Genomic DNA, 24238 nt, shown 5'->3' with positions numbered 1-24238 from the left:
AAACAGTAATGAATCATTCGCGAGTCAATATACTAAATATTCCCATCGACAATATAGGTATGGGCGAGCTGCTCAATGAGTTAAAGCATGGCGGAGTAGTCTTTACTCCTAATGTAGACCATTTAATGAAGCTACAAAAAGACCGTGAATTTTATCGAGTCTATCAAGATGCCGACTATCGAGTATGTGACAGTCAGCTAATCATGTATGCTGCCCGTTTTTTAGGTCAGCCAATCCAAGAAAAAGTTTCAGGTTCGGATTTATTCCCTGCTTTTTATCAGCGCTATGGTCAAGACGAAAATGTCAAAATTTTCTTGCTCGGTAGTTTAGCAGGAGTTGCAGCAACAGCCCGTCTCCTGATTAATCACAAAGTAGGGCGCAACATTGTGGTAGACTCATATTCCCCGCCCATAGGCTTTGAAAATGATCCGCTAGAATGTGCGAAAATTATTGAAATTATTAATAGTTCTGGTGCTAACGTTTTGGCGGTGGGAGTTGGCGCACCCAAACAGGAAAAATGGATTATTCAATATCGCTCCAGCTTGAGTGGAATAAAAACTTTCTTTGCCATTGGGGCTACTATTGATTTTGAGGCGGGTAATCTGCGTCGCGCTCCAGCCTGGATGAGTTCGGCAGGTTTAGAGTGGCTTTATCGTTTACTATCTGAGCCTGGCAGACTTTGGCGAAGATACTTAGTGGAGGATCTCGGTTTCTTTGCGCTCATTCTTCGCCAAAAGCTTCAGATGAACCGTGCCAAGAAAAGCTACCGTCGCAAGAAGAATGCACTGGAATCTAGGTAGTCGCGCAAGTTAAGTTACTAATGTTACGCACTCATTGAGCTGTAAAACTTCGGGATTTGGAGACTTGGAGACTATAAAACCCCATCACTTGTCACCCCGTCAGCAACCACAGCAGTTATATTAATGCGTAACATCAGATATTTTTAGTTTCTAGTTTCTAGTTTCTACCTCTACTAAATGTTAAATTAATTTTGCCTAGGTACTTAACATCCTTTAGGGCAGCGGTACTAGTCTCGCCAAGGCGATAGATTAACATCATAATCAAATTTTAGAAATGCGATCGCCAAACTTATGTTTTGCCTTATTGTCAAGTTTAGCTGGCGATCTAGCTTGTAGATAACTAGTCGTGCAAAGAGGTTCAACAGAAGAAACACTCTTAGTTTTGGATAAACTAAAACAAGATTTTGGAGACTCTGAATAAAACATACCTAGCCAATCTAAATTAATTCAAGAATGGTGGGAGTAAGCTTTGGCTTATTACTACGATGGTGAATCTTAGCGTTAAAATGAGCGATCGCAATTTCTTGAATCTGACTGTAGAGATGGTTGGGAATGCGAATATCGACTCTGGTTACTGTATCGGTTTGTCGGCTATTCATAGCCAACATATCTTGGTTCGGCTAGTAAAAATAGAATGTATAGCGAGCGATTACACTTTGCTGTTGAGAGTTTGGACTGTCTCACTGTGAATACAGTAATCAAAAGCCAGGAATAAGCTAATATGAACGTCTAATTTGATCTATCCAGGTAAAATATGTATATGTATTTACTTTGATCGATACCACAGTTTAACTTATCTGTTACGAATAGTTAATTATGGAATATTTCCAGTTATTTCAGCCAATCTTTGATGCTTTTGATAGTCAAGTTGCTTTAATCGACCGAGAAGGCAAAATTATTGCACTGAATCAAGCTTGGAAAAATAATTCAATTAATAGTGGTTTTTCAAAGAACACGAGTATTGGAGATAATTACCTAAATGTATGTAAGACTATAGTCGGTAGCGAAGCAGAATTAGCTCGAAAAATTGCCACAGAGATTAAGGCGATCGCTCGCTCAGAGAAAACTGAATCTAGACTTAACCACAATAGCGAGAATTTTAAGCTAGAAAATCCTTTAGTTATTCATATTAAACAAGTCAAGCAAGATAACTGGTTTGGAGTCCTGATTATTCAGGAAAATATGACCAAGCAGATGCAAACAGAAATATCTTTACGTTCGGTAGTTGAAGGTACGGCGGCTGTAACGGGGAAAGACTTTTTCTACTCTTTAGTCTATCATTTGACTTGCGCGCTCTCGGTTAGCTATGCGTTTGTCACAGAATGTTTAGAAAAAACTAGCCCTGAGCGAGTCTGTACCTTAGCTTTTTGGTGCAAAGAAGACTTTGGTGAAAACTTTGAATATGCTATAGCAAATACACCTTGCGAGCAGGTTATTGCTGGTATATCTTGTCATTATCCTAGGAAGTTACGGACTATTTTTCCTCTAGACCACGATTTAGCCAAATTAAATGCGGAAAGCTATGTTGGTGTTCCTTTGGTCAATTCATCAGGAACAATTCTGGGACATTTGGTCGTCATTGATGAGCGTCCGATGGAAGACGGATCTACTGAACTATCAATCCTCAAAATTTTTGCAGCCAGAGCAACAGCCGAACTAGAGCGTCAAAAAGCCGAACGACAACTAGCTTATGATGCTTTGTACGATCGCCTGACCGATCTACCCAATCGTAACTTATTAAGCAATCATCTTAATCGAGCTTTAGAAAAATATCGACGCGATCCCAACCGCAAATTTGCGGTCTTTTTCTTAGATCTAAATCGTTTTAAATATGTTAACGATAGTTTAGGTCACAAAAGTGGCGATCTACTTTTAGTGGGGATTGCCCAGAGATTAAAAACTTGTTTACGTGCCAGCGATATCTTAGCTAGATTGGGAGGCGATGAATTTGCAATTTTGCTCGAAGACATTCAAACTCTATGTGAAGCAACCAAACTTGCAGAACGTATTCAACAAAGCCTAAAATCCCCATTTCATTTGGGCATACACGAAGTTTTTACCAGCGTCAGCATAGGTATTGCTTTTAGTGAGCCTGAGATAAATTCGTCAGAAGACTTATTACGCAATGCCGATATTGCCATGTATAAAGCAAAGGCTTTAGGCATTACTAATTATGAGTTGTTTGATGAGAGTTTGCATACTCAAGTAGCAAATCGACTAAGCCTGGAAACTGATTTTCATCATTCTCTCGACAGAGGAGAATTTCGACTGCACTACCAGCCGATTGTTTCTTTAGTTGATGGTCGAGTAGCTGGTTTTGAAGCTTTATCGCGCTGGAAACATCCTCAAAGGGGATATGTATCTCCAGGAGAATTTATAACCCTAGCCGAAGAAACAGGAATGATAATTCCCCTTGGCTGGTGGGTTTTGCAGGAAGTTTGCTATCAGTTAAAGGAATGGCAACTTCAGTTTAATAATTTTAATTTGACCATAGCAGTTAATATTTCTCAAAAGCAGTTTTCTCAACCTAATCTAATTGATTCGTTGATTCAGATTCTACAAACAACTGGCTTAGAACCTCAAAGTCTGCAATTAGAAATTACGGAAAGTCTTTTGATGCAGGATGTCAAAACAACTATGGAAACTTTAAGACAGCTAAAGGTTTTAGGATGTGGGCTACATTTAGATGATTTTGGTACGGGTTATTCTTCTTTGAGCTATCTCCATAGCCTACCGATTGACTCACTTAAAATTGATCGCTCTTTTGTTCAAGCAATTGATTCTAAAGGAAATAATAGTGAAATTGTTGAAGCTATTGTGATGATGGCTAAGAGTTTAGGCTTAAAAGTGATTGCCGAGGGAATTGAAACTAAAGCTCAACTTGCTAAATTACAAACTCTTCAGTGTCTTTACGGACAGGGTTATCTATTTTCTAAACCTTTAAACCCCAACTCTCTTTTTAATTGGTTAGTAACTAGATTAAGTTAAATATTTATCTAAATAAAAATATTTAAATATTTTTACTTAAATATTTTTACTTAAAATTATTTTTCATCGGTACTATCACTAATTTTTGTCTTTTTTACTAATATTTGGACGTTGAAATTTAAGTAATTACTACATTATCAAATCACAAAATAGAAGTTACTGTTTGATTGTTCAAGTATTTTACTTAAGTGAGCCATGAGCATTAACACTGAACTTCAAAGCAATCGTGCCAAAAACTGTTCCAAAAGCGAATATAAGGTTGTAGTAATCGGTGCTGGTCCTCAAGGCATCTTATATGCTTCTTGGCTGAAACAAGCACGCCCCGAACTGCAAGTAGTAGTTCTTGAAAGAGAGTCACAACCAAAGTTTAAAATCGGCGAAAGTACGCTTTCGGGGTTTTGTAAAGCACTTCGTTCTGTAGGAATCTCCCAAGAAGCTCTTGAACTACTATTTTTTCCTAAAAATGGCTTAGGTTTTTTTCACGTTGACGAATCAATTGAAAATGTCACCGAAGCACCAGAATATATTTTGGAAACATTTGATGAAACCTTTCAGGTTGAACGACGTTTACTAGATGGCTTATTGATTACCAATGCTCGTCGCTTGGGAGTAGAAGTGATTCAAGGGGCGCGAGTGGATCTGGCTAATTCTCAATTGAGCGATCGCGGTAACACTATTGCCTATCGTTTTCAGCAACAAAAATATGAGATTAAATCTCAGTTAGTAGTCGATGCCAGTGGTCCTGCTAGCATAATTGCCAAACATCTCGATTTATATAACAAAGAAGACGTAAATTTTCAAAGCAATGCTGTTTGGGGCTATTTTAAAAACGTCAATCGTCTCGGCGATCGCACTGACTGGCAAAAGGTGGCTCAATTTAGCCGCGATCAATATACCCAACATTTCTGTTTCCGTGAAGGTTGGATGTGGTACATTCCTCTAGTTTCTTGGGAAAACGTACCCGAAGCCGACAGAGAGTCGATGTTCAATCGCTTTTTGGGTGGAGAAGAATTACCCACTAAAGCAGAATTAGCTGCTCGTCATGGCTGTCCTGAAGAGGATATCATCAGTATTGGTATGGTGTTGCGTCAGGATCGCGATGACAAATTTGCCGAAGGACGTAAAGCAACATTTGACCATTATGCCCAACAATATCCTGCGATCGCTGAATTACTTGAGGGTGCTGAACTCGTCTTTGATCTTTATGGCGCTGAACAAGCTTTAAGAGCGCGGGCTAACATTCGTGGCTATGCCGAACAAGCGGTAGGAGATGGTTGGTTAAGCATTGGCGAAGCAGCATTTTTTGTCGATCCTCTAATTTCACCAGGCTTAACTGGTGGTGTGGCAACTGCTTATTTTGCTGCTCAAAGCACTCTTAGAGCGATCGACCGTAACAATTTCTCCCAAGAAGCTTTTGCTGATTACGAAGCCTTTGTGGGCAAACTTTATGAGGCTCTAGAACGAGATAATCAGCTTGTCTATATGTCGTTTAATCACCCCAAAGCGATCGAACTAATTCAACGTTTCCAAGAAATTGATGCTCGTCGACACTTTAATCAGCATATTACGTCCGATTACTGTCTTGCGGATACTAACGTTTGGGGAATTCTCAATCCAATCTATCAATCATTACAAAAGCAGCTTTGGCAAATCATGCGAGAAGCAGAGATTGCCGTAGACGAACAAAAAGCAGTCAATCAGCAAACAAAGGAAGATTATGAAGTGATGGTCTCAAGAATTGAAGCTTATTTGGTTAATTATTTAGATATTCACACAGAATTGACTCCTTACATTGTCCAAAATGAGACAACTGAAAAGTTACAAACTGAGTTGACTTGTGTTGAATAATTTATTCGCTCTCGAATTTAGTATCTTTCCCTAAAGAGATTGAGAAAGATACTTTTGTAAAAATTTCTTGTCTACTACACCGATTAAATCAAAGTTTAAAAAGGATAATTTACCCAATGCCAGTACCAGAATGGTTACGAACTAAAGAAATTACTGCCCGTTTTCGAGTTGCTCAAGAAGATTGGCAGGCAGTAACAATTTTATTAAATGAGGACGGTGGAAAATATGTAACTCCCGATGGTAATGAATCAGGATCATTGCAATATCTTGCTCACGGCAAGCATCCTTTAGGAGGAGAAGTGCTAGTTTTGCACTGGTTAGAACAAACAGGGCCTTTAGAGGGTAATACGGGCATAGACACCTTATGGTTGCAGCCCCAAGGTAATGCCATTAAAGTTTCTGGTACGTTTTTTCTCGATCGCAGCCATGACTATGGCGAAATAATTAGCTAATCTTGTCAAGAATTTTTATTTTAAGAGATGACTGCACGCGATCTCCCCAATTATCGGGCAACCACTGCCAAATTCCCGACCACAAGCGATGCAGCGGACGCGCGACGGGACGTAAGCAGCTAGTCCTTTAGGGAAGCTAATACCACAAGGGTACAACCCACATTTATCAGCCCTACAGATAAAGTACAAAAGAAATACTGGTCAAACCATGATGAAATAGAGAAGTGAGACCAGAATCGCTTCCAGAGGGGGAAAAGGAGGTGATGGGTTCGACAAGAGCTATTCTCATGAAGGGTTGCTTCATGAGAATGAGGAGATAAAGCGCGATCGCTAGCCCCGAAATTTTCCTTATTCTCACTTTATCCAGTTCATACTTGTTCTTTTTCTTTATTGCATCGCTTTTCAACCCGATTTTAGATGTACTTCATCTGTGGGGCTGATGAATATGGGTTGGAACATTAAAGAGCGAATCGCATAGTGACCCAAAAGCCAGCCATAGCGAAGTGTATCCTTTAGGATAAATTTCTTGCACCACTTCACAAGGTTTCGGGGAACGAATCCGAGTCTTACGCCCCAAAAGATGAGTTTTAAGCTCATCGATAGTATTTTCGATTTCCCATCGTTTTTCACAGTACTTTTACTGATATATCCAGCTTCATTTGGCTTTGCGCTCGAATAAATTGTTGCCCTGAAGATTAACTTTAATGTCGTATTTGATTGTAAATTTAGCTTTATATTTTAGCCTAATTGCTTTATATAAGACATAATTAAGACGTAAAGACGTGTAGAGGAATAATCGAAATGTTGGAAAGAATATTGTTAGCTGGTGTGATTACTTTTTGTGTTTATCTGTTTTTAAACTTGGGTGGAAAAGCTTCAAGCACTCCTACAATCAATGCTGAACAGGAAATAATTTCAGGATTTGTACAGCAAATTACATCCATTTCTTTTTAAGAGATTATATGAAGCATGTAGCTAATGATTTCAGAAATATTAATAGAATTGCCCGCAGCTATTCTTGAACTAGAGAATCAAAAAGATTAATTAGATTAGTTAGATTAGTTAGATTAGTTAGATTAATTAGATTAGTTGCAGGCATTTTTTATTGCCAACTTTGTAATTGATCGCGATAACTTCTGAGTTGATGAGATAGTCGATCCCGCTGACTTTCAAATCCCGCAGCGATCGCAATTGAACTAATTCCTGTTAGTAAGCCAATTATCCACTTCAAGAAAGAGTAGGTGAATATTAGGATAATTAGTTGATATAAGACGGTTAAAACCAGAGTGATTGTGCCAGTAAACAGAAAGGCTCTAATTTTTAAACCTAAACCTACTAAAATAAAGCCAAAGGCGATCGCTCCAGTGATAATTGCTGGTTGCTCAAATAAGGCAGCAATACAAAAAATACTGCTTCCCAACAGACGTAAATAGTGACGTAGGTGTCGACGGAGTTTGAGATCTGGATCGAATTGAGCAACATATAAAATTGACAGCCCGATTATTCCCGCCACTACAGTTACGGTTGATTGAGGGTTATATTCTCCCAGCAATTTGATCACAAGCCAGTTAATAAATCCCAGACTGATATAACTCCAGCGAATATTTTTTTGATCATAAGCAATACGCAGATAAAATAAAGCAGAAATGAGTAAGCTAAAAACTGAAATATCTTCTGCCGTAATTAATGCCATCAAAGCAGGAATAATTAAGGCGCTGCGCTGCCAGGGAGTCGATCGCCAACCAAAGTTTTGCCAAGGAATTTGATAAATCAACAAGGCGATCGCGCAGGTAAAAACAATCCGCCAAGGGTCGAAAAAACTTAATTTACTAATAATTAGACGGCTATAAACGAGGGTGGCGGCAATTTCTACTAAACCGACATATACCCACCAGTCATTCTGATTATTTTTTGGTTTTGTAGTGGCAGGATCTACATCTTTACCCTGAATTAGGGCATAAACACCGAGGCAAAAGCTAGTCGCAATGCTGATGAGCATTAAGCTAGCAGTATTAGTTTCAATCGCGATTCCCGCAGCGATAATTTTTAAAATGCTGCTCATTGCCCAATGGCAATGAGCGATCGGCACTACTTGGGATAAGCTGAGATTAAATAGAGTGCTGATTGATCTTTGCCGATACCACCAAGCCAGCAAACGATAGCTAAAGGCGATCGCTCCTGTGACTAAGCTAAAAATTGTCAACCTATCTGCAATACCACCTGCTGATGACGACTGCATTTGATAAATAACCAATTCATAAATCCCGCCAGAGATACCTGCAAAGCCGAGATATTTAACGAAGTCAGAGGATTCTCTAACTAGCCGATTAGTTTGCTCATTACTCTGTTGGGTATTCAGTAAAATAAAAGCAGCACCTAGGGTTAATAATCCCGTATAGGCGTTGAAGGATGATAGTCGCCAGTAAATGCCTAATGCTGCATATAGCAAGGGTATGTAGGATAAATTTAACGAAGTCAGAGGAAGCTCTGTTGTTCCACGGTGGAGTCTTTCTGACCTTGCCCAGGGTGTATTAGATTCGGTTAGTAAGACGACAATTACCAAGGCTACTAATCCCAGGATAATATTGCTCGTAGCCAAAACAAAGCTACTGTTGGTAAACAGTCTGACTAATCCCGCAGCAAAAATGCCTACCAGCCCAGTGAAGGTATATAAAACGAAGTTGTTAGGTTGTTTACCGTAGCGCCATAAAATAGCAACCGTTAATAAAGCCGTGGTGACAAGATAATGTCCAAAATAGGGATCGATTTTAAGATTGGGTAGTACTGAATATAAGCCGCCGATCGCCAGCAATTCGATCCCGATTAAAAAAATCGCCCAATAGTCTGCTGCTTGAAGATACTTACTCACCAGCTTAAAGTTTTGCGTTTCCCTGCCAACCCCTAAAATACCAAAGGCGGTACGCTGGGAAATATAGCCAAATTTAGGTGCATCAATGGTTTTTAATAAGAACAAGCGCAGCCGATATAGCAGGAGAATAATTACCCCACCAACAGATAACCACTTTCTATAATCGCTCAAATGATTACCAATCAGCGGATCGAACAAACTAGCAACAATTGCGATCGCCAAACCAAGATGAATTACTGTTACTGAAGTGCGACGCAGGTTAAAAGCATTGATAAACATTAATCCTGTAGCTGTCAATAAGCAGAATAACCTAGCTGGAAACTGCTCAAACACCAATATTTGCACCAGAACAAGGGCAAGACAACTAATGATCGTAGCTAAACGGCGTTGTCGAATGTTGGCAGTATATTTAGCAATCAAAGATAACATCAAGGGTGCAGTCAGCCAAAATAAACCCCAAGCTGAATTAACCGCCCAAAAATAGGTATAGCTAATGGTACTTAGAAGTAAACCAAAATACCAGCAGCTTTGCTTAATCGGGGTAGCAACTTTACTGCGCTTGTAGCCGATCTGTCTTAAATAAAAACTCCACTCAATTATCATTAACCCAAGGGAAATACTGCCCCACCCAGCTAGATCTAAGTTAGGGTAAATGACGGCGATCGCATTGACTAGAGTAATTAAGCCTAATAAGTGCGTACAATAAACTAAACTGTTCCTCATTGGCTGGCGAATTTGGATAACATAGCCCAAAGTTAGAGTTGACAACAGTAGATTTAGCGATCGCCAAGTAGGATTAACTAAACTTAAACTGGTTAAGACAATACCCAAAATTAGGGTTAGATATTCGCTATATAATGCTAGCTGGGTTTTCTTTTGTTTATATAACCAAGAGGCAATCAACACAAACAGGATCACATAGGGAAACAAAGTAACGCCCAACACAGATTCAGGAAAATATTCCGTCTGACTCACCGCCACGGAAAAATCTAAAGCTTGATTGCGAATGCTGTTGGGGATTAATTCTTTGCAGATATAAAGAGTTTGTAAGCCAATCACAAACAGCGCGGTTAAATCCGACTTGCGCCAATAAAGGGTTAAACGTTGGCTCAATAAATGAATTGCTAAAGCGCCGATTCCCAAAGTTTGCCAAAAATAGAGGGGTGAATTAAGCAACCCTGCCCTAATTGAAACTAACCAGCTAAAAATAAAGAGAATAGTACAGAAAACCTGGGTAACTTTGCCCAAAAAAGCGTTAGTAATCGCGACTGACTTACGTTTTAAGGCAATAATTTTCGTTTTTCTAGCTTGACTTAAATAAATTGTGGCAACAAGCCAGGCAAAAATTGCGATCGCCAAACTATAGTTGGGCAGTGAATAGGTAGCGCTAATTAATCTTCTGCCCAGTAATAATGACCATGCCGCCAAGACAAATAATAAACTAACTACGGGGTATTTTCGCCGTGACAACAAGCGATAGTGAGTCCAACCAATTAACCCCATCCCCCCATATATAGCCAGTGAAGCGAAATGAGGAATTTGCCACCCAAACTGTAAAAAGCTCAACAGCCAAAACAGCAGCCTTAGCCACAATTTATTCCCTTGCCTAGAAAGATAACTAGCAGCGGCTAAAGTAACCACAGCAAGCACAATCACCCCCCCTTCTAACAAGTTGCCTCCCAACCCCAAGTGACTAATTGCCCAAAAGTTAATCGGAATTAAGAGAGTTGCGATCGCTGTTAAAGTTTGGGAAGTTAGTTTTAACTCTTTACCTGTCCAAAATCCAATCCCCCAAAAGCCTAGAGTGTAAACTAAAAGAAGCAAATATTGTCCCAGAATTGGAAAATTCTGCCATTGACTGGCAGCCAAAACTCCTGAAGAAACTATCACTAAGAAGATCCCCAGAAATAATAGCCAGCGAATACTTAATTCATCTAAAAAACTCTGAAAAACTCTTGGCAATAAGTGAAGTATAGAGACATTGTCTAAAACTTGGGGTAGATGACTTTGCTGACTAAGAGGATGAATTTCTGCTGACGAGATCGACTCGACAACTTCGGCAATCGGTAAAGCACAGCTTAAATGATTACGAGCAATCTTGTTAATTTGTTCTGGGCTAATTAAACCTAAGCGTAACCATTCCTCCAAACCCTGAAGTAATTCGGGCTGATTTGCCTCGACATAGATTTCTAGATAGCGATCGCGCTGATCTGCGCCATAACCCTTGTAATCGCCATTTTCAGACATGAGAAAGGTGAAATTAACTTACGCCTCATTTATATCTTAGTATGAACTACTCATGGCTACTTCGTTGAGCCATGAGTTAAGTAACGCTTCGTTTGAGCTAGTTGCTGAAAACCTCCGCAGTATCTCACCTTGGGACTTTCAGTAGAGCTAGACTCATCACCATCTAAAGAGGCTCGTTCCAAACCCCTTGCCCACGTGAGACACACCTGGGCTGAATTAACGTCTCGATCTTCTTGATGATTACATTGATGATTTGAGCAAACGTGCAATCTGTCGTTCAAAGTTTTCTTGGTTAACTTCCAACACAGATTACATCTCTGGGTAGGCTTGAGGGAGCGAGTAGGGGCTTCTAGATATATCGCGTTTGCCTCAAGAGCTTTATAAGCAATAGCACTTTTGAGCATCCCAATCCCGACATCAAGCATCGAACGATTAAGTCCTGCCTTTTGACGTTTTCGCTTGCTGCCTTTCTTGGCTTTCCGCGTCATATTTTTAATCTGGAGTTTTTCGGTGGCAATGAGGCTATTACAGCTAACTATATCTACTGCCTGATGATGAATCCAGTTTTGACGCTTATTGGCTACTTTTCTTTTGAGTTTGGCGAGACGCGCTTGCGTTTTTTTCCAGCGTCGAGAGCCTTTGACCTTTCTTTTTTCTGGGTTTCTTTTTCTCCTTAACTGTTTGGATATCTTATTGATTTGAGATTGAGCTTCTTTGAGAAACTTAGGAGGCTCGATTTTGTTACCGTTACTGTCTGCGATAGCAGTTTTGCAGCCAAAATCTAAGCCAATAGCCCCATTGCCAGTTTCCCTAACTGGAATACATTTAACCGTGATGGAAGCGAACCATTTGCCGTTTCGATACACGATAGTGCAGGTAGTTGACTTACCCCAAGTTCTTGCTTCACCGCGCATCTGAATTTTGCACCCTAGATCGGTTAACTCAAGATAGCCATTTTTGCCATCGCTATGTACCTTAAACCCCTGTCTAGCATCAGGATAAGTCCACCCCGAATACTGTTTAATCGGTCTAAATTTTGGATGTTTAGCTAGTCCTTGGAAAAACCGAACAAAAGCAAAATCTACTCGCTTCAAAGTTGCTTGAAGTGATCCAGCATTTAGCTCTAAATATTCAGTCCAGGTTTTCTTAAAGCCAGGTAAAGAAGCCTGTTGCTCGAAATAGTCTACAGAATGACCAAACTTTCTGTACTGAGTAATTCTGTTAGACACTGCGCCGTTATAGACATAGGCGTGCATACGTCGCCAGTAGAACAATTTGTTGAGTTGACTGGTAGACGGATATAAGCGATAGGTGATACGGCGTGTTAACATAATTATTTAGTTGACCTGTAGGTAGTATATCATGAAACCACATAAAGGTTCTCACTCTGTTTATTCAATTCACCTACACCTGGTCTTAGTTACCAAATATCGTAAAAAAATAATAACCTCAGACATGATGAGAGTAATGTCTGAGGTGTTTCAAAGGATATGCAAAACAAAAAAAAGCACAATGCTTGAGTTTGATGGAGAAAGCGATCATTGCCATCTTTTGATTGACCTACATCCAGATAACAATATTTCTCAGCTAGTTGCTAGTTTAAAAAGTGCATCTAGTCGCATACTGCGTAAAGAATTTGCTGAAGAGATAAACAAAGTATATTGGAAGCCTGTTTTTTGGTCTGGTTCGTACTATATTTCTAGTAGCGGTGGCGTAACGATAGAGCGTTTGAGAAAGTATATTGATGAGCAGGATAGTCCTAGTTAACTGATTTTTCAGGCATCGAGCCTTCAAATCAGTACGCTATCCCTCCCCGCCCTATCTCCGCTCCGCTACGATTGAGGGTGGGGACACTCGCGTGGAAGTTGTTTGACATCCTCCCTCAATAAATTGAGGGATTCCTAGAACAAAGTAAGCTGCTCAAAGGATGGTACTCGTTTCACAGACAATTGCTCGAAGCAAGCCTCAAGTCTGACATCATCTCCACGAGGGCTGTGTCCCAGCCCTAAGATTCTTATTCCTTCAGTGCGAATATTACGACTAGCATTGTCGTCTCTTAGATGATGAGTGGAGCATTGCTTGCAAGTCCATTCTCTATCTTTGAGTTCCAATTCTGTGTGTATGTAACCACATTTACTACACGTTTTACTAGAAGGGAAAAATCTATCTATCTCCACTAAAACACCGCCTTTGTGTTCTAGTTTGTAGCTAAGAAAATTGAGGAACATTCCCCACCCAGACTGAACAATAGCCTTGCTCAATTTACGGTTTTTGACCATTCCTTTAATATTCAAATTCTCAACTACAACGACTTGGCTTTCGTCTGTTATTTTTCGAGATAGTTTGTGCAAAAAATCTTGCCTAGTGTTACTTAGTCGCTCGTGAACGCGAGTGACTAGTAGTCTTGCTTTATTTTTTCTGTTGCTTCCTTTGAGAGGCAGCGCGGTCTTGACGGTTTCATCAAACAATGCGATGTTTACACCGCTTTGTTTGGTGCAAGCCGTCGAAGAGCGACTGCCGTTTCGACGAGACAGTTGTTTTTGATGTTTTCTAAGATTACGTTCATGACGTTTTAGCCATTTTGGATGCTTGATTGAATAAGTTTCTGTACCGTTATGGCAAGTTACGTAGTCTTTTAGCCCCAAGTCAATCCCTGTAATGACTCCATCAGTTGATTGCTCTACTTCAACGTCGCCTAAATCTAATCCAATTGCAGCAAAGTATTTACCCGAAGGAGTGACACTTATAGTTACAGTCTTAATTTCTCCCTCAATTGAACGGCTAAATTTGGCTTTAATCAAACCAATTTTAGGGATTTTGAGGTTATTCTCGACAATCTTGACATTCTGAGGAAAGCTAATTGACTGATTATTCTTTTTGGCTTTGAATCTTGGTTTTTTGGCTCTACCCTCAAACCAGTTCTTGAACGCTTGCTCTAAATGCTTGGTAGTAGCTTGTAGAACCTGAGAATAGCAATCAGACAGCCAAGGTAATTCTACTTTCAACCCAGGAAGCATTGCATTGAGTTCAGTACGTTTTAACCATCTTTCTTGTTCGAAACGATGTTCGTACTGTAAGCTCAAAGCTTTGTTCCACCAAAATCTGCTACAGCCAAATTGTTGAGCTAGTAGTTGTTTTTGTTCAATGGTTGGATATAGTCTTACCTTTGTCGCTTTTCTCATACGATAATAATATCACTCTCACTGGCGAACTCATTATCTTTGTGAAAACTAAATATAATCAAGCATATAGAGCAGTTTATATTCTCACTACTCACATAGTTTTTGTCACGAAATACCGAAAATCAATTCTTACTGATGAACTACTGACAGAACTTGAAAGTATATTTGCTTCTATACTCATCACCAGAGACGGAGAACTTTTAGAGTTCAATGGCGAAGCCGACCACGTACATCTTTTGGTTAGCTACAAACCTAGTATTTCTGTATCTAATCTAGTTGCTAATCTCAAAGCTACATCTAGTAAAACCATGTGGCGTAATCACTCTGATTATCTAAAAACAAAATACTGGAACAAGAAAGTTTTGTGGACTGGTAGTTATTTTATTGCTTCATGCGGTGGCGTTACAATAGAGCAGTTACGCAAATATGTAGACGGACAAGATAGACCCAGCCCGTAATTCATACCACCAGTAAACTGGGGGACGAATTACGGAAGACAGTTAAAATGTTAGAAAATATTGCTAATTTACTTTTCTAGTAATTTTCTAGTAAAAATCAATAGAGGACAAAAAATCAGGCTAACCTAAATCCTTTGTCCCCTATGATTATCTCAACTATTTTTCTTACTATGGAACGAAGTTTTGAGGTACTTGAGGATCGGCAACTACGGTGTTACGCACTGTTCTAGGTTTTTTTGCTCCAACTGAAGCCCCAATTAAAGATGCTACTAGCCCCAAAAGCGAACCAATAATAAAATACCAAGCTGCTTTACCAGATACGTCAGCAACTTCCTTGAGCTGACTATTGGAGATATTAGGCACTTGATTTGGCACGGCTGGGCCTCCAGACTGCTGTACTTGATTTAACACCTCGCCTGCATTAGATGCTGCGACACCAAATGCTCCTGATACCCCACTCGCCAACAGCCAAGCACTCAGTGCTAATGTAGTTGCCCACAAAATTAATCCCTGAAGCAAGGCAGTTTTACGGTTCATGGGTGCAGAACCACTCGCAGCAACCCAACTGCCAATAAACAAAGCCAACAGTAAACTAACTATTGACCAAATACCTAATGCACCACCTGTAGCACCAACGCTTAAACCAACTGCTGCACCCAATGCACTTAAAATTAGCTGAGTTGCAATGGCGACAAATATCCCAGCGATAATTGGACCCCATCTGATTCGATCTCGATCATCAGCCACCATAAATGTTTCAACTGCTCGATTGTTTCCTGGTTCTGTATAAGCCATAATGATATTTCTCTCAGTTTTGTCTCAGTTTTGATTTTGGATAATGAATTATTTTATTGGGCCGTCAATTAAATAAGCCTAATCATTCTATCTAAGTTTCATTTGATTCAGGCTGTTAAATCTTTTATATTTAAAGATTTGCTAAGATCAACTTAACAACCCAGTCTAGAACTTTTATACCTAGAAAGTATGTTAATAAACTTGGTTTATGTGCTAAGAAAATTAGCTTTAGCCAAGATACTTTAAGGTCTTTTTTTTGATTAGGAATAATCACTATATTGCCTTATCGATCTCAGTCATTTCGTCGATCTTAAGGTAGATATTTATTTGGGGGCAAAATGGCTGTATCTTACTTTGGTCAAGGCTTTACAGTATTTCAAATTAAAGCACATCTTCAGACTGATGCAATAATTTTACATAGCACCTTGATGTTTTACCAAGGCAAAATTTCACCATTAGAGTGCCAAAAAGTTCCTGTATTTTCTAAATTTAATTCGTCAATGCGAGCTAGTAATCCTTTAACTGCACATTCTGGTGTAATCCCAGAGTTGGTAAATCCAGTCATCCGAGTCTTGACTAACCCTGGATGAAGAATGGCAACGGCAATTTTCTGTGGTTTTAAATCCATAGACAGTGATTTACCCGCCATAGATAAAGCAACTTTGGACATTCGATAACCATAAGAACCTCCAGAAGTATTATCCTCAATCGAACCCATGCGGCTAGTCATCATAATAACTTTTGAACCTTGTTTGAGATTGTTCAACAAAGCATGAGTAAGCCTTAATGCCCCGATCGCATTTACTTCAAATTGCTGGCGAATACTATTAAAATCTAAATTTTTAAGACTAACGTTCTCTAAAATACCAGCATTATTGATCAAAACATCAATCGATCTACCGTCAAGTCTGGTGACGAAATTGGCAACCGACTGGTCGGAGGTGATATCGACATCGGTTTCTACCGAAATGTCTAAATTGTTTAATTCATCTGAAGCCGAACGACAGACAGCAATAACATCATCCCCTCTGTCTTTAAGCTGACGACAATATTCCCAACCAATGCCTCGATTTGCTCCTGTTACTATGTAAATAGCCATTTTGTTTTGTGTGTAGGTTTTTTTTTAAGTTAAATATTATTTAGTTTACTCACGTCAAAAAAAAGAGATGCGATCGCATCTCTAAACTATTAGTTATTGAAAAGATATGTAACCTTAGTCAATACCTTCGATTCTGTCTTCGACTTCTTGATACAGTTCTCTTAATCTGTCGAGGTTGTCTTCGTTAGTTTCCCAATAACCACGACCATTAACTTCGAGCAAAGTACCAACAATCTTACGGAAGGAATTGGGGTTCATATCCATCAACCGTTTGCACATTTCAGGATCATCGATGAAGGTAGTATTCACATCTTCATAGACCCAGTTGTCTACCGCATCGGCTGTAGCTGACCAACCCATCGTGTTTACCAAGCGTTTAGATAGTTCCCGTACACCTTCGTAACCGTTGCTTAACATGCCCTCATACCATTTGGGATTAAGCATTTTGGTACGAGCATCTAAACGAACTGTTTCCGATAGAGTGCGGACTTGAGCGTTAGCTGTAGTAGTATCAGCAATATAAGCAGTGGGTTTTTTACCGTCATCCCGTAGGCTAGATACGATCTTGGTGGGATCGGAATCAAAATAGTGAGATACGTCGGTTAAGCTAATCTCTGATGAGTCTAAATTTTGGAAAGTCACATCTGCTCTTTTTAGGGAAGACTCAAACAAACCACGGCTTTCATCCATTACGCCAGGGTTATCAGAGTTAAAGGCGAAGGATTTACGGTTGAGATACATATCCTGTAGCTCTTTTTCTTCTTCCCAACTGCTGTTTTCCACTGCCAGGTTGATGTTAGAAGAATAAGAACCAGAAGCGTTAGAGAAAATTCGCGTGGCTGCTTGACGCACGTTAATACCCATTTCCTCTGCTTGTTCTAAGGCATGTTTACGAACAAAGTTCATTTCTACAGGTTCGTCCGCTTCTGCTGCCATTTTAACCCCGCGATCTAGAAGGTTCATTTGGTTGATAAACAGATCGCGGAAGACACCAGAACAGTTGACCACCACATCAATTCGAGGACGACCAAGTTCTTCTAACGGAATTAACTCCAGTTTATTTACACGGCCCAAGGCATCGGGAACAGGACGTACTCCCACCATCCACATAATTTGTGCCAAAGATTCCCCATAGGTTTTAATATTATCTGTTCCCCAGAGAACACAAGCGATGCTTTCGGGGTAGTTCCCGCCGTTATCTAGCTTTTGACGCTCAATTAAGCGATCCACAACAATTTTGGCTGATTGAACCGCAGCGAGGGTAGGAATAGACTGAGGATCTAGAGCATGAATGTTTTTACCAGTAGGCAAGACATTAGGGTTACGGATGGGATCGCCACCAGGGCCAGGTAGAACATACTCGCCTTCTAAAGCTTGGAGTAGTCCCCCTAATTCGTTATCGGCACATACCTGTTCTAAACAGAATTCTAGGTATTCAACTAAGGGTTTGAGAGCATTTTCATCGATGTTTTTGTAGCCATGTTCGTTTAAAGCTTCCAGCCAAGGTGCTTTCTTACCAATATTCAAGAAATTTAGCTTGGACACCATGGAAACTCTACCTTCGGCATCAATTTGTGCCTTGACCAAAGCACCTACCGCAGCACGAGTTGCTTGAGTAATATCTTGGAATAGCTGCACGTCGGCTAAGACACCGCGATCATTATTAGTATAGATTTCATCGATATCTCGCCCAATGCTATTGGCAATGATGCGGGGGAAAGAAATAATTCCTTCTTCTTCGCGGTCTAGGTTGGAAATACTAACTAAAGTGGCGATCGCTTCTTCAGCAGATGGTGGTTTACCAATAATATGTAAGCCACAGGGTAGTAGACGAGATTCGATTTCCATTAGCTGTTTGTAAACCAACCCAATGATGGTATCCCGTTCATCCTGAGTCATCTCTTTGGCGGAGTGGTCAGGAAAAGCAATATCTTTATCTAGATTACAAATCCGTGCCTGATCCATTACCGTATCCACAATTTGGATACCTCTGCCTCCATCTTTCAGGCTTTGATATGAACCAATCAGATCTCCTAGTTCTTTTAGACCTTTATATAGTCCTGCATTTTCAGCAGGAGGAGTGAGGTAAGAAATTGTCGCAGCATAACTACGACGTTTAGCAATAGTTGCTTCAGAAGGATTATTGGCTGCGTAGTAATAGATGTTAGGAATACTACCAATCAGGCTATCAGGATAACAGTCCCCAGACATGCCCATTTGCTTCCCTGGCATAAATTCTAGGGAACCGTGAGTACCAAAGTGGAGGACGGCATCAGCTTGCCAGATGTGTTCTAAATAGGTGTAGTAAGCGGCAAAACCGTGGTGGGGACTAGCAGATCTAGAAAATAATAACCGCATCGGATCGCCTTCATAACCAAAGGTAGGCTGTACGCCGATAAAGACGTTCCCGAACTCCTTGCCGTAAATCAAGAGGTTTTGACCATCACTGTTTAAGTGTCCTGGAGGTGGTCCCCAGTTTTCTTCTAACTTCACGGAATAGGGTGTTAATCTTTCATACTGTTCCACCGACATCCGATGAGCAATATTAAGTTCAGGGGAAGCATACTGGGCTTGAGCATCATGAATCACCTGCTGCATCAAATCTTCAGCCGATTCAGGTAAGTTTTGAATATCATAACCATTATCTCGTAACCCCTTCATGGCTTCGTAGATAGAGCCAAAAACGTTAAGGTAAGCTGCTGTCCCCACATTGCCTTTATCAGGAGGGAAACTAAAAACGGTAATGGCTACCTTCTTCTTCAGCTTGGGTTTCTTACGTAGATTACCCCACTTCATTGCTCGACGGGCGATCGCTTCTACCCGATCTTGTAAGGCAATGGATTTTCCTGTTGCCCCATCTCGACCAGAAGCAATAATTGGCTCGATCGCACCATCTAATTCAGGAATGGCAATCTGTAATGCTACCTGGACAGGATGTAGACCTAGTTCACTTTCTTCCCATTCTTCCGTGGTTTGAAATACTAAGGGCAAAGCCACCATATAAGGGCGGTTAAGACGTTTGAGGGACTCGATCGCTTTGGGATGATCTTGTCTTGCTGGGCCACCGACTAGCGCAAACCCAGTCAAAGAGACTACCGTATCGACAATGGCTTGGTTCTGTCCCTCTTGCCAGAAGTAAGCGTCTACGGGTTTAGAAAAGTCTAGTCCTCCTGCAAATACAGGAATAACCCGCGCTCCCATACACTCTAGTTCTTGTACCATCGCTACATAGTGAGCATTGTCTTGAGTCACTAGGTGAGTACGTTGCAACACCAAACCAACACAGGGCGCTAAAGGATCTTTAAGGTCGTCAGATATATCTTTACGGCTATTAAACCAGGCTAAATATTCTTTAATATCCTCAAACATTTTGGGTGCGAGGGGATGCCAGATCCCCATATCAGGGTAGGTAATCGGTTCGGCATATTGAACATTGCTACCTTGTCTGTCTGGATAAACATATTTATCTGACAGCATTAATAAAAAGTTTTCTAAATTGTCAGCATTGCCCCCCAACCAATACTGAAAGCTCAACATGAAGTTACGAGCATCCTGAGCTTTTTCCACAGGTAAGTATTTCAATACTTTTGGCAGAGTGCGCAACAGTTTCAGCATCGCATCTTGGAAAGAACTGCCCGACTTTTCTTTACGCTTGCGCATAAATTGAGCGATCGCACTTTTTGACTGACCCAACTGCGCCATGGAGAAGCTACCCATCTTGTTCAGACGCATAACTTCAGGCATCGAAGGAAAGACCACTGCTGCGTCTAAATTATCACGATGAGGTGCTACGGCCTCAACTACTTTTTGAGCTAAATCTTCAACAAATATTAGTGAAGCAATAAATATATTCGCCTGAGCGACATCATGTTTAAAATTATGATAATTTTCTTCGTTTCTTAATTCTTCAATTAAATAACCACTCAGTTCAATAGCTAGGTGGGGATTATTATTATTGATCGACTTGGCTGCCTCAGTTAAAGTACTTTGATACTGTGGCTCTAGTACGACGTAGACCACCCTAAGTAGATCGCGTCCGTTAACAGCATCGGGTTTAACGTGACGAACGGTGGATTTGACCTGGGTGAACATATAACTTGACTCTCCTTGTATAGTTGGCGATATGAACAGGTTATTTCAAGATTAGCTTGCTCTTTACTTAACCTGGACTAAAAAGCTTACGTAAAGTATTTTTATCAAAAAATGCTCCTCTAAATCCGCCAAATCCCCGATCTGACACAATTCGATAACAATAACTAAATATTATGTAACAAACTTTAACAGAATTATTGAGCGAATACTTCAACCTTGTTTTACATTACTTAATAATAAAATGTTTGACAATTTTCACCTGTTACTATCTAAATTTGTGTAGCGAGATTTGATTTGGAGAGTAAGGCGATCGCAATATAAGTATCAAAGTAAAATAGATATAAGCGAGCATTTATATAAAAAGACAAGCGAGCGCACTACAAAAATGATCGAATTTGAATATTTAACAGATAAAGACGGTAAACCAAAGGCAGTAGTTATTCCAATTGAAGTTTGGCAGAGAATAACTACAATAGAAACCGTTTCTGAAGCCGAAATATCAGCAGGAATAGAAGACTATTGTTTAAACAAGGCAATGGATGAAGCAAAAAACTCTCCTCTATTAGATCGTGCAGCAGCTTTAGAATTTCTGGAGGAATAACTTGCAAGTCGAATACCGCCAACTTTTCTTGAAAGATTTAAAGAAACTTAAGAAGCAATTTATCTATAATAAAGTTTTCAATTTGGCTTTTGACATTCTACCCAGTGCAGAAGACTTACAAAATATTGGTAATGTCAAAGCAATGAAAGGTTATCCTAATCGATATCGTATTCGTATAGGCGATTATCGAGTTGGTATTGAAGTATCTGGTGATCGCTTAGAAGTGATGCGGGTACTTCATAGAAAAGAGTTTTATCGTTATTTTCCATAATTATATTAATAGCATTCGTGTAAGTTTAAGGGTAATGCGCTTGAATTGATATAAGTAGAAGAGAAAGGCGATCGCATTTGTAGAAGTTAAAATTTAGGGCGATTAAGCTGCGCTTAGCCCTCGAATCGCACTCAGAGAAAATGTCGTCCAACTTAACAAATCACGATGCTTAACAACGCAATTATCAAAGTCAAACGACATAAAAGGTGTTTCATTAAATAAATTTTGGTTAAAACCGCAATTTAAGATTAGATTTGGTCTTAATAAGCCAGACCCATACTGCGGGTGGTTTCTGCACCCAAATAGACGCGAATACTCAAGAAATCTGTAGGACAAGCCGTTTCACAACGTTTGCAACCGACACAATCTTCAGTACGAGGAGAAGAGGCAATTTGACCAGCTTTACAGCCATCCCAAGGTACCATCTCCAAAACGTCAGTAGGACAAGCCCGTACACATTGGGTACACCCAATGCAAGTATCATAAATCTTGACGCTATGGGACATTGTATATATAGCTCCAACTGCGAATGTTCTGTGATCGTATTCTAGATAGAATCAAGGGATAGTTTACCCTATGCGCCTATTGTCCCTCGACTAAAGACGAGATAACTTTAAATTCTGTTACAAGCACCACGAAATATAGACCGATTTGTTGATTATGCTTCATATTTCTTAAGGTAAATACTAACTACAGCTTGATTTGACACTCAAAGTTAGCTACATAATAAAGAAAGCCTATGTCATCACCAAACAATGGTTAACAGCAATTCTTCGCGACAAACATCGGCAACACTGCCACCCCAGGTAACTTTAATCAATACTTATTATGGTTTGATGGGGCTACATCCTTCTGCGTCGAATATTGCAATCCGTCGTAGTTATCGTCAACTAAGTAAAAAATATCATCCTGACACGACCCAATTACCTCCTCAGGTTGCCATAAATGAGTTTCAAAAACTGAATGAGGCTTATGCTGTCTTGAGTAGTCCCGATCAGCGATCGCTCTACGACTTGAAAATCGGTTATTCACGTCTGAATGTAATTCAAGCGCCAAGCTGGTCTAAATCGGCATCTAATCAAGATTCTCACTCTTCTCGGACGGCTTATCTAGATCCTACTGATCGCCCACTTTCTGCGGGAGAAGTTTTTGTTTTGGTATTGTTAGGCTTTACTTTTATTGGATGTTTATTGTTAGTAGCGATCGTAGCTTATCTACGAGGATAATTAGATAATTATTGATCTTTAAACTTTACAGTTTAGACACACAATCTTCACAGAATAAGAGTTTAAGTCCTCCTATAATCAAGCCATCTGGAATAAGGTTAACAGGCTCACCATAAATTATCTTCCTCTAGGTTAGGTGACGCTCGGCAGGAAGGGGCAATAAAATAGTTTAGGGAGGAGAGATCGTCATCTTGTTTGATTAAATCAACGGTTTGTCCTCAACATTAGCTTAATTCTTTCTGTTTTAACCTTATATAAAATTTATAGACATTTGTATGGATAACTCAAATAATACTTCTGCTGAAAAAACGAGTAAAGTTTTTTATGTAGACAAAGATTTTGCTGGGAATTTGGATAAAGCGATCGCCGCTGCTAATGATGGTGATACCGTTATACTCGGAAGAAGGACCTACAATACATCTGGAATTCACATCAACAAGGACATTACCATTGATGGGATCAGAGGAAAATCAATTATCAAAGGGAAGGGCGCAACCGATGCTATTCTCACCATCAACTCAAACGGAAGCGGTACAACTATTCAAGATGTAATTATAACTAACGGCAACAACGGTATTAATGTTAAGCAGGCAAGTGATGTTACCTTAAAAAATCTTGATATCCATAATATCGGGATTGAAAACCCAATTAGAGATGGTCAAAACAATATTGCTATCAGTCTAGCTGGAGCGGATGGATTTAAGGTACTGGATTCAGAAATATCTAATATTGGTCGTAAAGGAGTTAGTGTTACTGATACTGATGGGGGAATAGTTAGTGGACTTACTCTAGAAGATATCAATCTTGACGCAGAACATTCTCAAAGCTTCGACGCTGCTGGAATCAAGCTTTTCAATACCAACGCTGTCACTGTTAGTGATAACAAAATTTCTTATGTTAATGCTTTTAATATTTGGAATGATCTTACGAGCAACACCACTATTGATGGCAATGAGATTAGAGGAGTAGGAGAAGACTTTTTAGCCCCTGATTATAATAAAAATGTTGGGGTAGCAGGGATTTATAATGAAAAAAGCTACAAGTCAATTGTCGACAACAACATCGTCACGTCAACTAAAGATTTCTTAGCATTTGACGCTACAGAATTCACGACTAGAACTATGGAACTAGGAGATAATAACGACTTCTCTAGCATGGAGATTAATTCCACAGACTATTGGGCAAATGAGAAACTAGAAACCCTAGTTGCCATAACTGAAGATCCTGCTGCGGCAGACTTTTCTCTATTTGAGGATGATTTTTATACAGGCGGTACTTTTGGTGGTGATACTACTGGCGGTGTCTAAATG

The 24238-nt window shown here is 39.9% G+C and carries 20 protein-coding genes; 11 read left to right on the top strand and 9 right to left on the bottom strand.

Annotation, left to right across the window (positions count from 1 at the left end):
* Positions 1-8: 8 nt before the first annotated feature.
* Positions 9-800: a WecB/TagA/CpsF family glycosyltransferase gene (locus C7B62_RS00210; protein WP_106232586.1), complete on the top strand. Its 792-nt coding sequence runs from the start codon at positions 9-11 to the stop codon at positions 798-800.
* A 437-nt stretch (positions 801-1237) separates the two neighbouring features.
* On the opposite strand, the gene C7B62_RS25540 is transcribed toward C7B62_RS00210, so the two are convergent.
* On the bottom strand, positions 1238-1399 hold the full coding sequence (locus C7B62_RS25540) for a hypothetical protein (RefSeq protein WP_158260606.1): 162 nt from the start codon (positions 1397-1399) through the stop codon (positions 1238-1240).
* 217 nt (positions 1400-1616) lie between these two features.
* On the opposite strand from C7B62_RS25540, the gene C7B62_RS00205 reads away from it, so the two are divergent.
* From C7B62_RS00205 to C7B62_RS00195, 3 genes are all read left to right on the top strand, one after another.
* Positions 1617-3788 (top strand): bifunctional diguanylate cyclase/phosphodiesterase, encoded by a 2172-nt coding sequence (locus C7B62_RS00205; RefSeq protein WP_106232585.1) that lies wholly within the window; start codon positions 1617-1619, stop codon positions 3786-3788.
* Positions 3789-3983: 195 nt separating this feature from the next.
* On the top strand, positions 3984-5636 hold the full coding sequence (locus tag C7B62_RS00200; RefSeq protein WP_106232584.1) for an NAD(P)/FAD-dependent oxidoreductase: 1653 nt from the start codon (positions 3984-3986) through the stop codon (positions 5634-5636).
* Between the two features lie 116 nt (positions 5637-5752).
* Entirely contained in the window at positions 5753-6088 is a 336-nt protein-coding gene (locus C7B62_RS00195) for a hypothetical protein (RefSeq protein ID WP_106232583.1), read from the top strand.
* A gap of 172 nt (positions 6089-6260) precedes the next feature.
* Here the strand turns inward: C7B62_RS00195 and C7B62_RS25535 are convergent, their stop codons facing one another.
* Complete coding sequence (locus C7B62_RS25535) at positions 6261-6446, bottom strand: hypothetical protein (protein WP_158260605.1); 186 nt, start codon at positions 6444-6446, stop codon at positions 6261-6263.
* A 443-nt stretch (positions 6447-6889) separates the two neighbouring features.
* On the opposite strand from C7B62_RS25535, the gene C7B62_RS25530 reads away from it, so the two are divergent.
* Positions 6890-7042, top strand: a complete 153-nt coding sequence (locus C7B62_RS25530) for a hypothetical protein (RefSeq protein ID WP_158260604.1) — start codon at positions 6890-6892, stop codon at positions 7040-7042.
* A gap of 148 nt (positions 7043-7190) precedes the next feature.
* Here C7B62_RS25530 and C7B62_RS00180 read toward each other — a convergent pair whose 3' ends face one another.
* Together C7B62_RS00180 and C7B62_RS00175 are read right to left on the bottom strand one after the other, a co-directional pair.
* Positions 7191-11204, bottom strand: coding sequence for a hypothetical protein (locus C7B62_RS00180; RefSeq protein WP_106232581.1), 4014 nt, complete (start codon positions 11202-11204; stop codon positions 7191-7193).
* Positions 11205-11260: 56 nt separating this feature from the next.
* The gene (locus C7B62_RS00175; RefSeq protein ID WP_199194003.1) at positions 11261-12535 is read right to left on the bottom strand and encodes an RNA-guided endonuclease TnpB family protein; all 1275 of its coding nucleotides are present in this window, start codon (positions 12533-12535) and stop codon (positions 11261-11263) included.
* A gap of 31 nt (positions 12536-12566) precedes the next feature.
* Between C7B62_RS00175 and tnpA (C7B62_RS00170) the strand changes: the two genes are divergently transcribed.
* Positions 12567-12971 (top strand): IS200/IS605 family transposase, encoded by a 405-nt coding sequence (gene tnpA, locus C7B62_RS00170; RefSeq protein ID WP_106232580.1) that lies wholly within the window; start codon positions 12567-12569, stop codon positions 12969-12971.
* Positions 12972-13105: 134 nt separating this feature from the next.
* On the opposite strand, the gene C7B62_RS00165 is transcribed toward tnpA (C7B62_RS00170), so the two are convergent.
* Entirely contained in the window at positions 13106-14386 is a 1281-nt protein-coding gene (locus C7B62_RS00165) for an RNA-guided endonuclease TnpB family protein (protein WP_106232579.1), read from the bottom strand.
* Between the two features lie 41 nt (positions 14387-14427).
* Between C7B62_RS00165 and tnpA (C7B62_RS00160) the strand changes: the two genes are divergently transcribed.
* On the top strand, positions 14428-14844 hold the full coding sequence (gene tnpA, locus C7B62_RS00160; protein ID WP_106232667.1) for an IS200/IS605 family transposase: 417 nt from the start codon (positions 14428-14430) through the stop codon (positions 14842-14844).
* A gap of 168 nt (positions 14845-15012) precedes the next feature.
* Here tnpA (C7B62_RS00160) and C7B62_RS00155 read toward each other — a convergent pair whose 3' ends face one another.
* From C7B62_RS00155 to C7B62_RS00145, 3 genes are all read right to left on the bottom strand, one after another.
* A complete protein-coding gene (locus C7B62_RS00155; RefSeq protein ID WP_106232578.1) occupies positions 15013-15639 on the bottom strand; it encodes a hypothetical protein in 627 nt (208 codons plus the stop codon).
* Between the two features lie 433 nt (positions 15640-16072).
* A complete protein-coding gene (locus C7B62_RS00150; RefSeq protein ID WP_106232577.1) occupies positions 16073-16738 on the bottom strand; it encodes an SDR family oxidoreductase in 666 nt (221 codons plus the stop codon).
* Positions 16739-16852: 114 nt separating this feature from the next.
* Positions 16853-20830 (bottom strand): magnesium chelatase subunit H, encoded by a 3978-nt coding sequence (locus C7B62_RS00145; RefSeq protein ID WP_106232576.1) that lies wholly within the window; start codon positions 20828-20830, stop codon positions 16853-16855.
* A 385-nt stretch (positions 20831-21215) separates the two neighbouring features.
* Between C7B62_RS00145 and C7B62_RS00140 the strand changes: the two genes are divergently transcribed.
* Together C7B62_RS00140 and C7B62_RS00135 are read left to right on the top strand one after the other, a co-directional pair.
* Entirely contained in the window at positions 21216-21431 is a 216-nt protein-coding gene (locus tag C7B62_RS00140) for a hypothetical protein (protein ID WP_106232575.1), read from the top strand.
* Position 21432: 1 nt separating this feature from the next.
* Positions 21433-21702, top strand: coding sequence for a type II toxin-antitoxin system RelE/ParE family toxin (locus C7B62_RS00135; RefSeq protein WP_106232574.1), 270 nt, complete (start codon positions 21433-21435; stop codon positions 21700-21702).
* 260 nt (positions 21703-21962) lie between these two features.
* Here C7B62_RS00135 and psaC read toward each other — a convergent pair whose 3' ends face one another.
* Positions 21963-22208, bottom strand: a complete 246-nt coding sequence (psaC, locus tag C7B62_RS00130; RefSeq protein WP_006515950.1) for a photosystem I iron-sulfur center protein PsaC — start codon at positions 22206-22208, stop codon at positions 21963-21965.
* Positions 22209-22457: 249 nt separating this feature from the next.
* Between psaC and C7B62_RS00125 the strand changes: the two genes are divergently transcribed.
* Together C7B62_RS00125 and C7B62_RS00120 are read left to right on the top strand one after the other, a co-directional pair.
* Entirely contained in the window at positions 22458-22928 is a 471-nt protein-coding gene (locus C7B62_RS00125; protein WP_106232573.1) for a J domain-containing protein, read from the top strand.
* A 275-nt stretch (positions 22929-23203) separates the two neighbouring features.
* Positions 23204-24235 carry a right-handed parallel beta-helix repeat-containing protein gene (locus C7B62_RS00120; RefSeq protein ID WP_106232572.1) on the top strand — a complete coding sequence of 344 codons (1032 nt, stop codon included), beginning with the start codon at positions 23204-23206 and terminating at the stop codon, positions 24233-24235.
* Positions 24236-24238: the final 3 nt, after the last annotated feature.

This window comes from Pleurocapsa sp. CCALA 161 (genome assembly GCF_003003995.1).
GTDB lineage: Bacteria > Cyanobacteriota > Cyanobacteriia > Cyanobacteriales > Xenococcaceae > Waterburya.
Note: the sequence above shows the minus strand (reverse complement) of the source record. Positions and strands in the feature narration are given on the sequence as shown.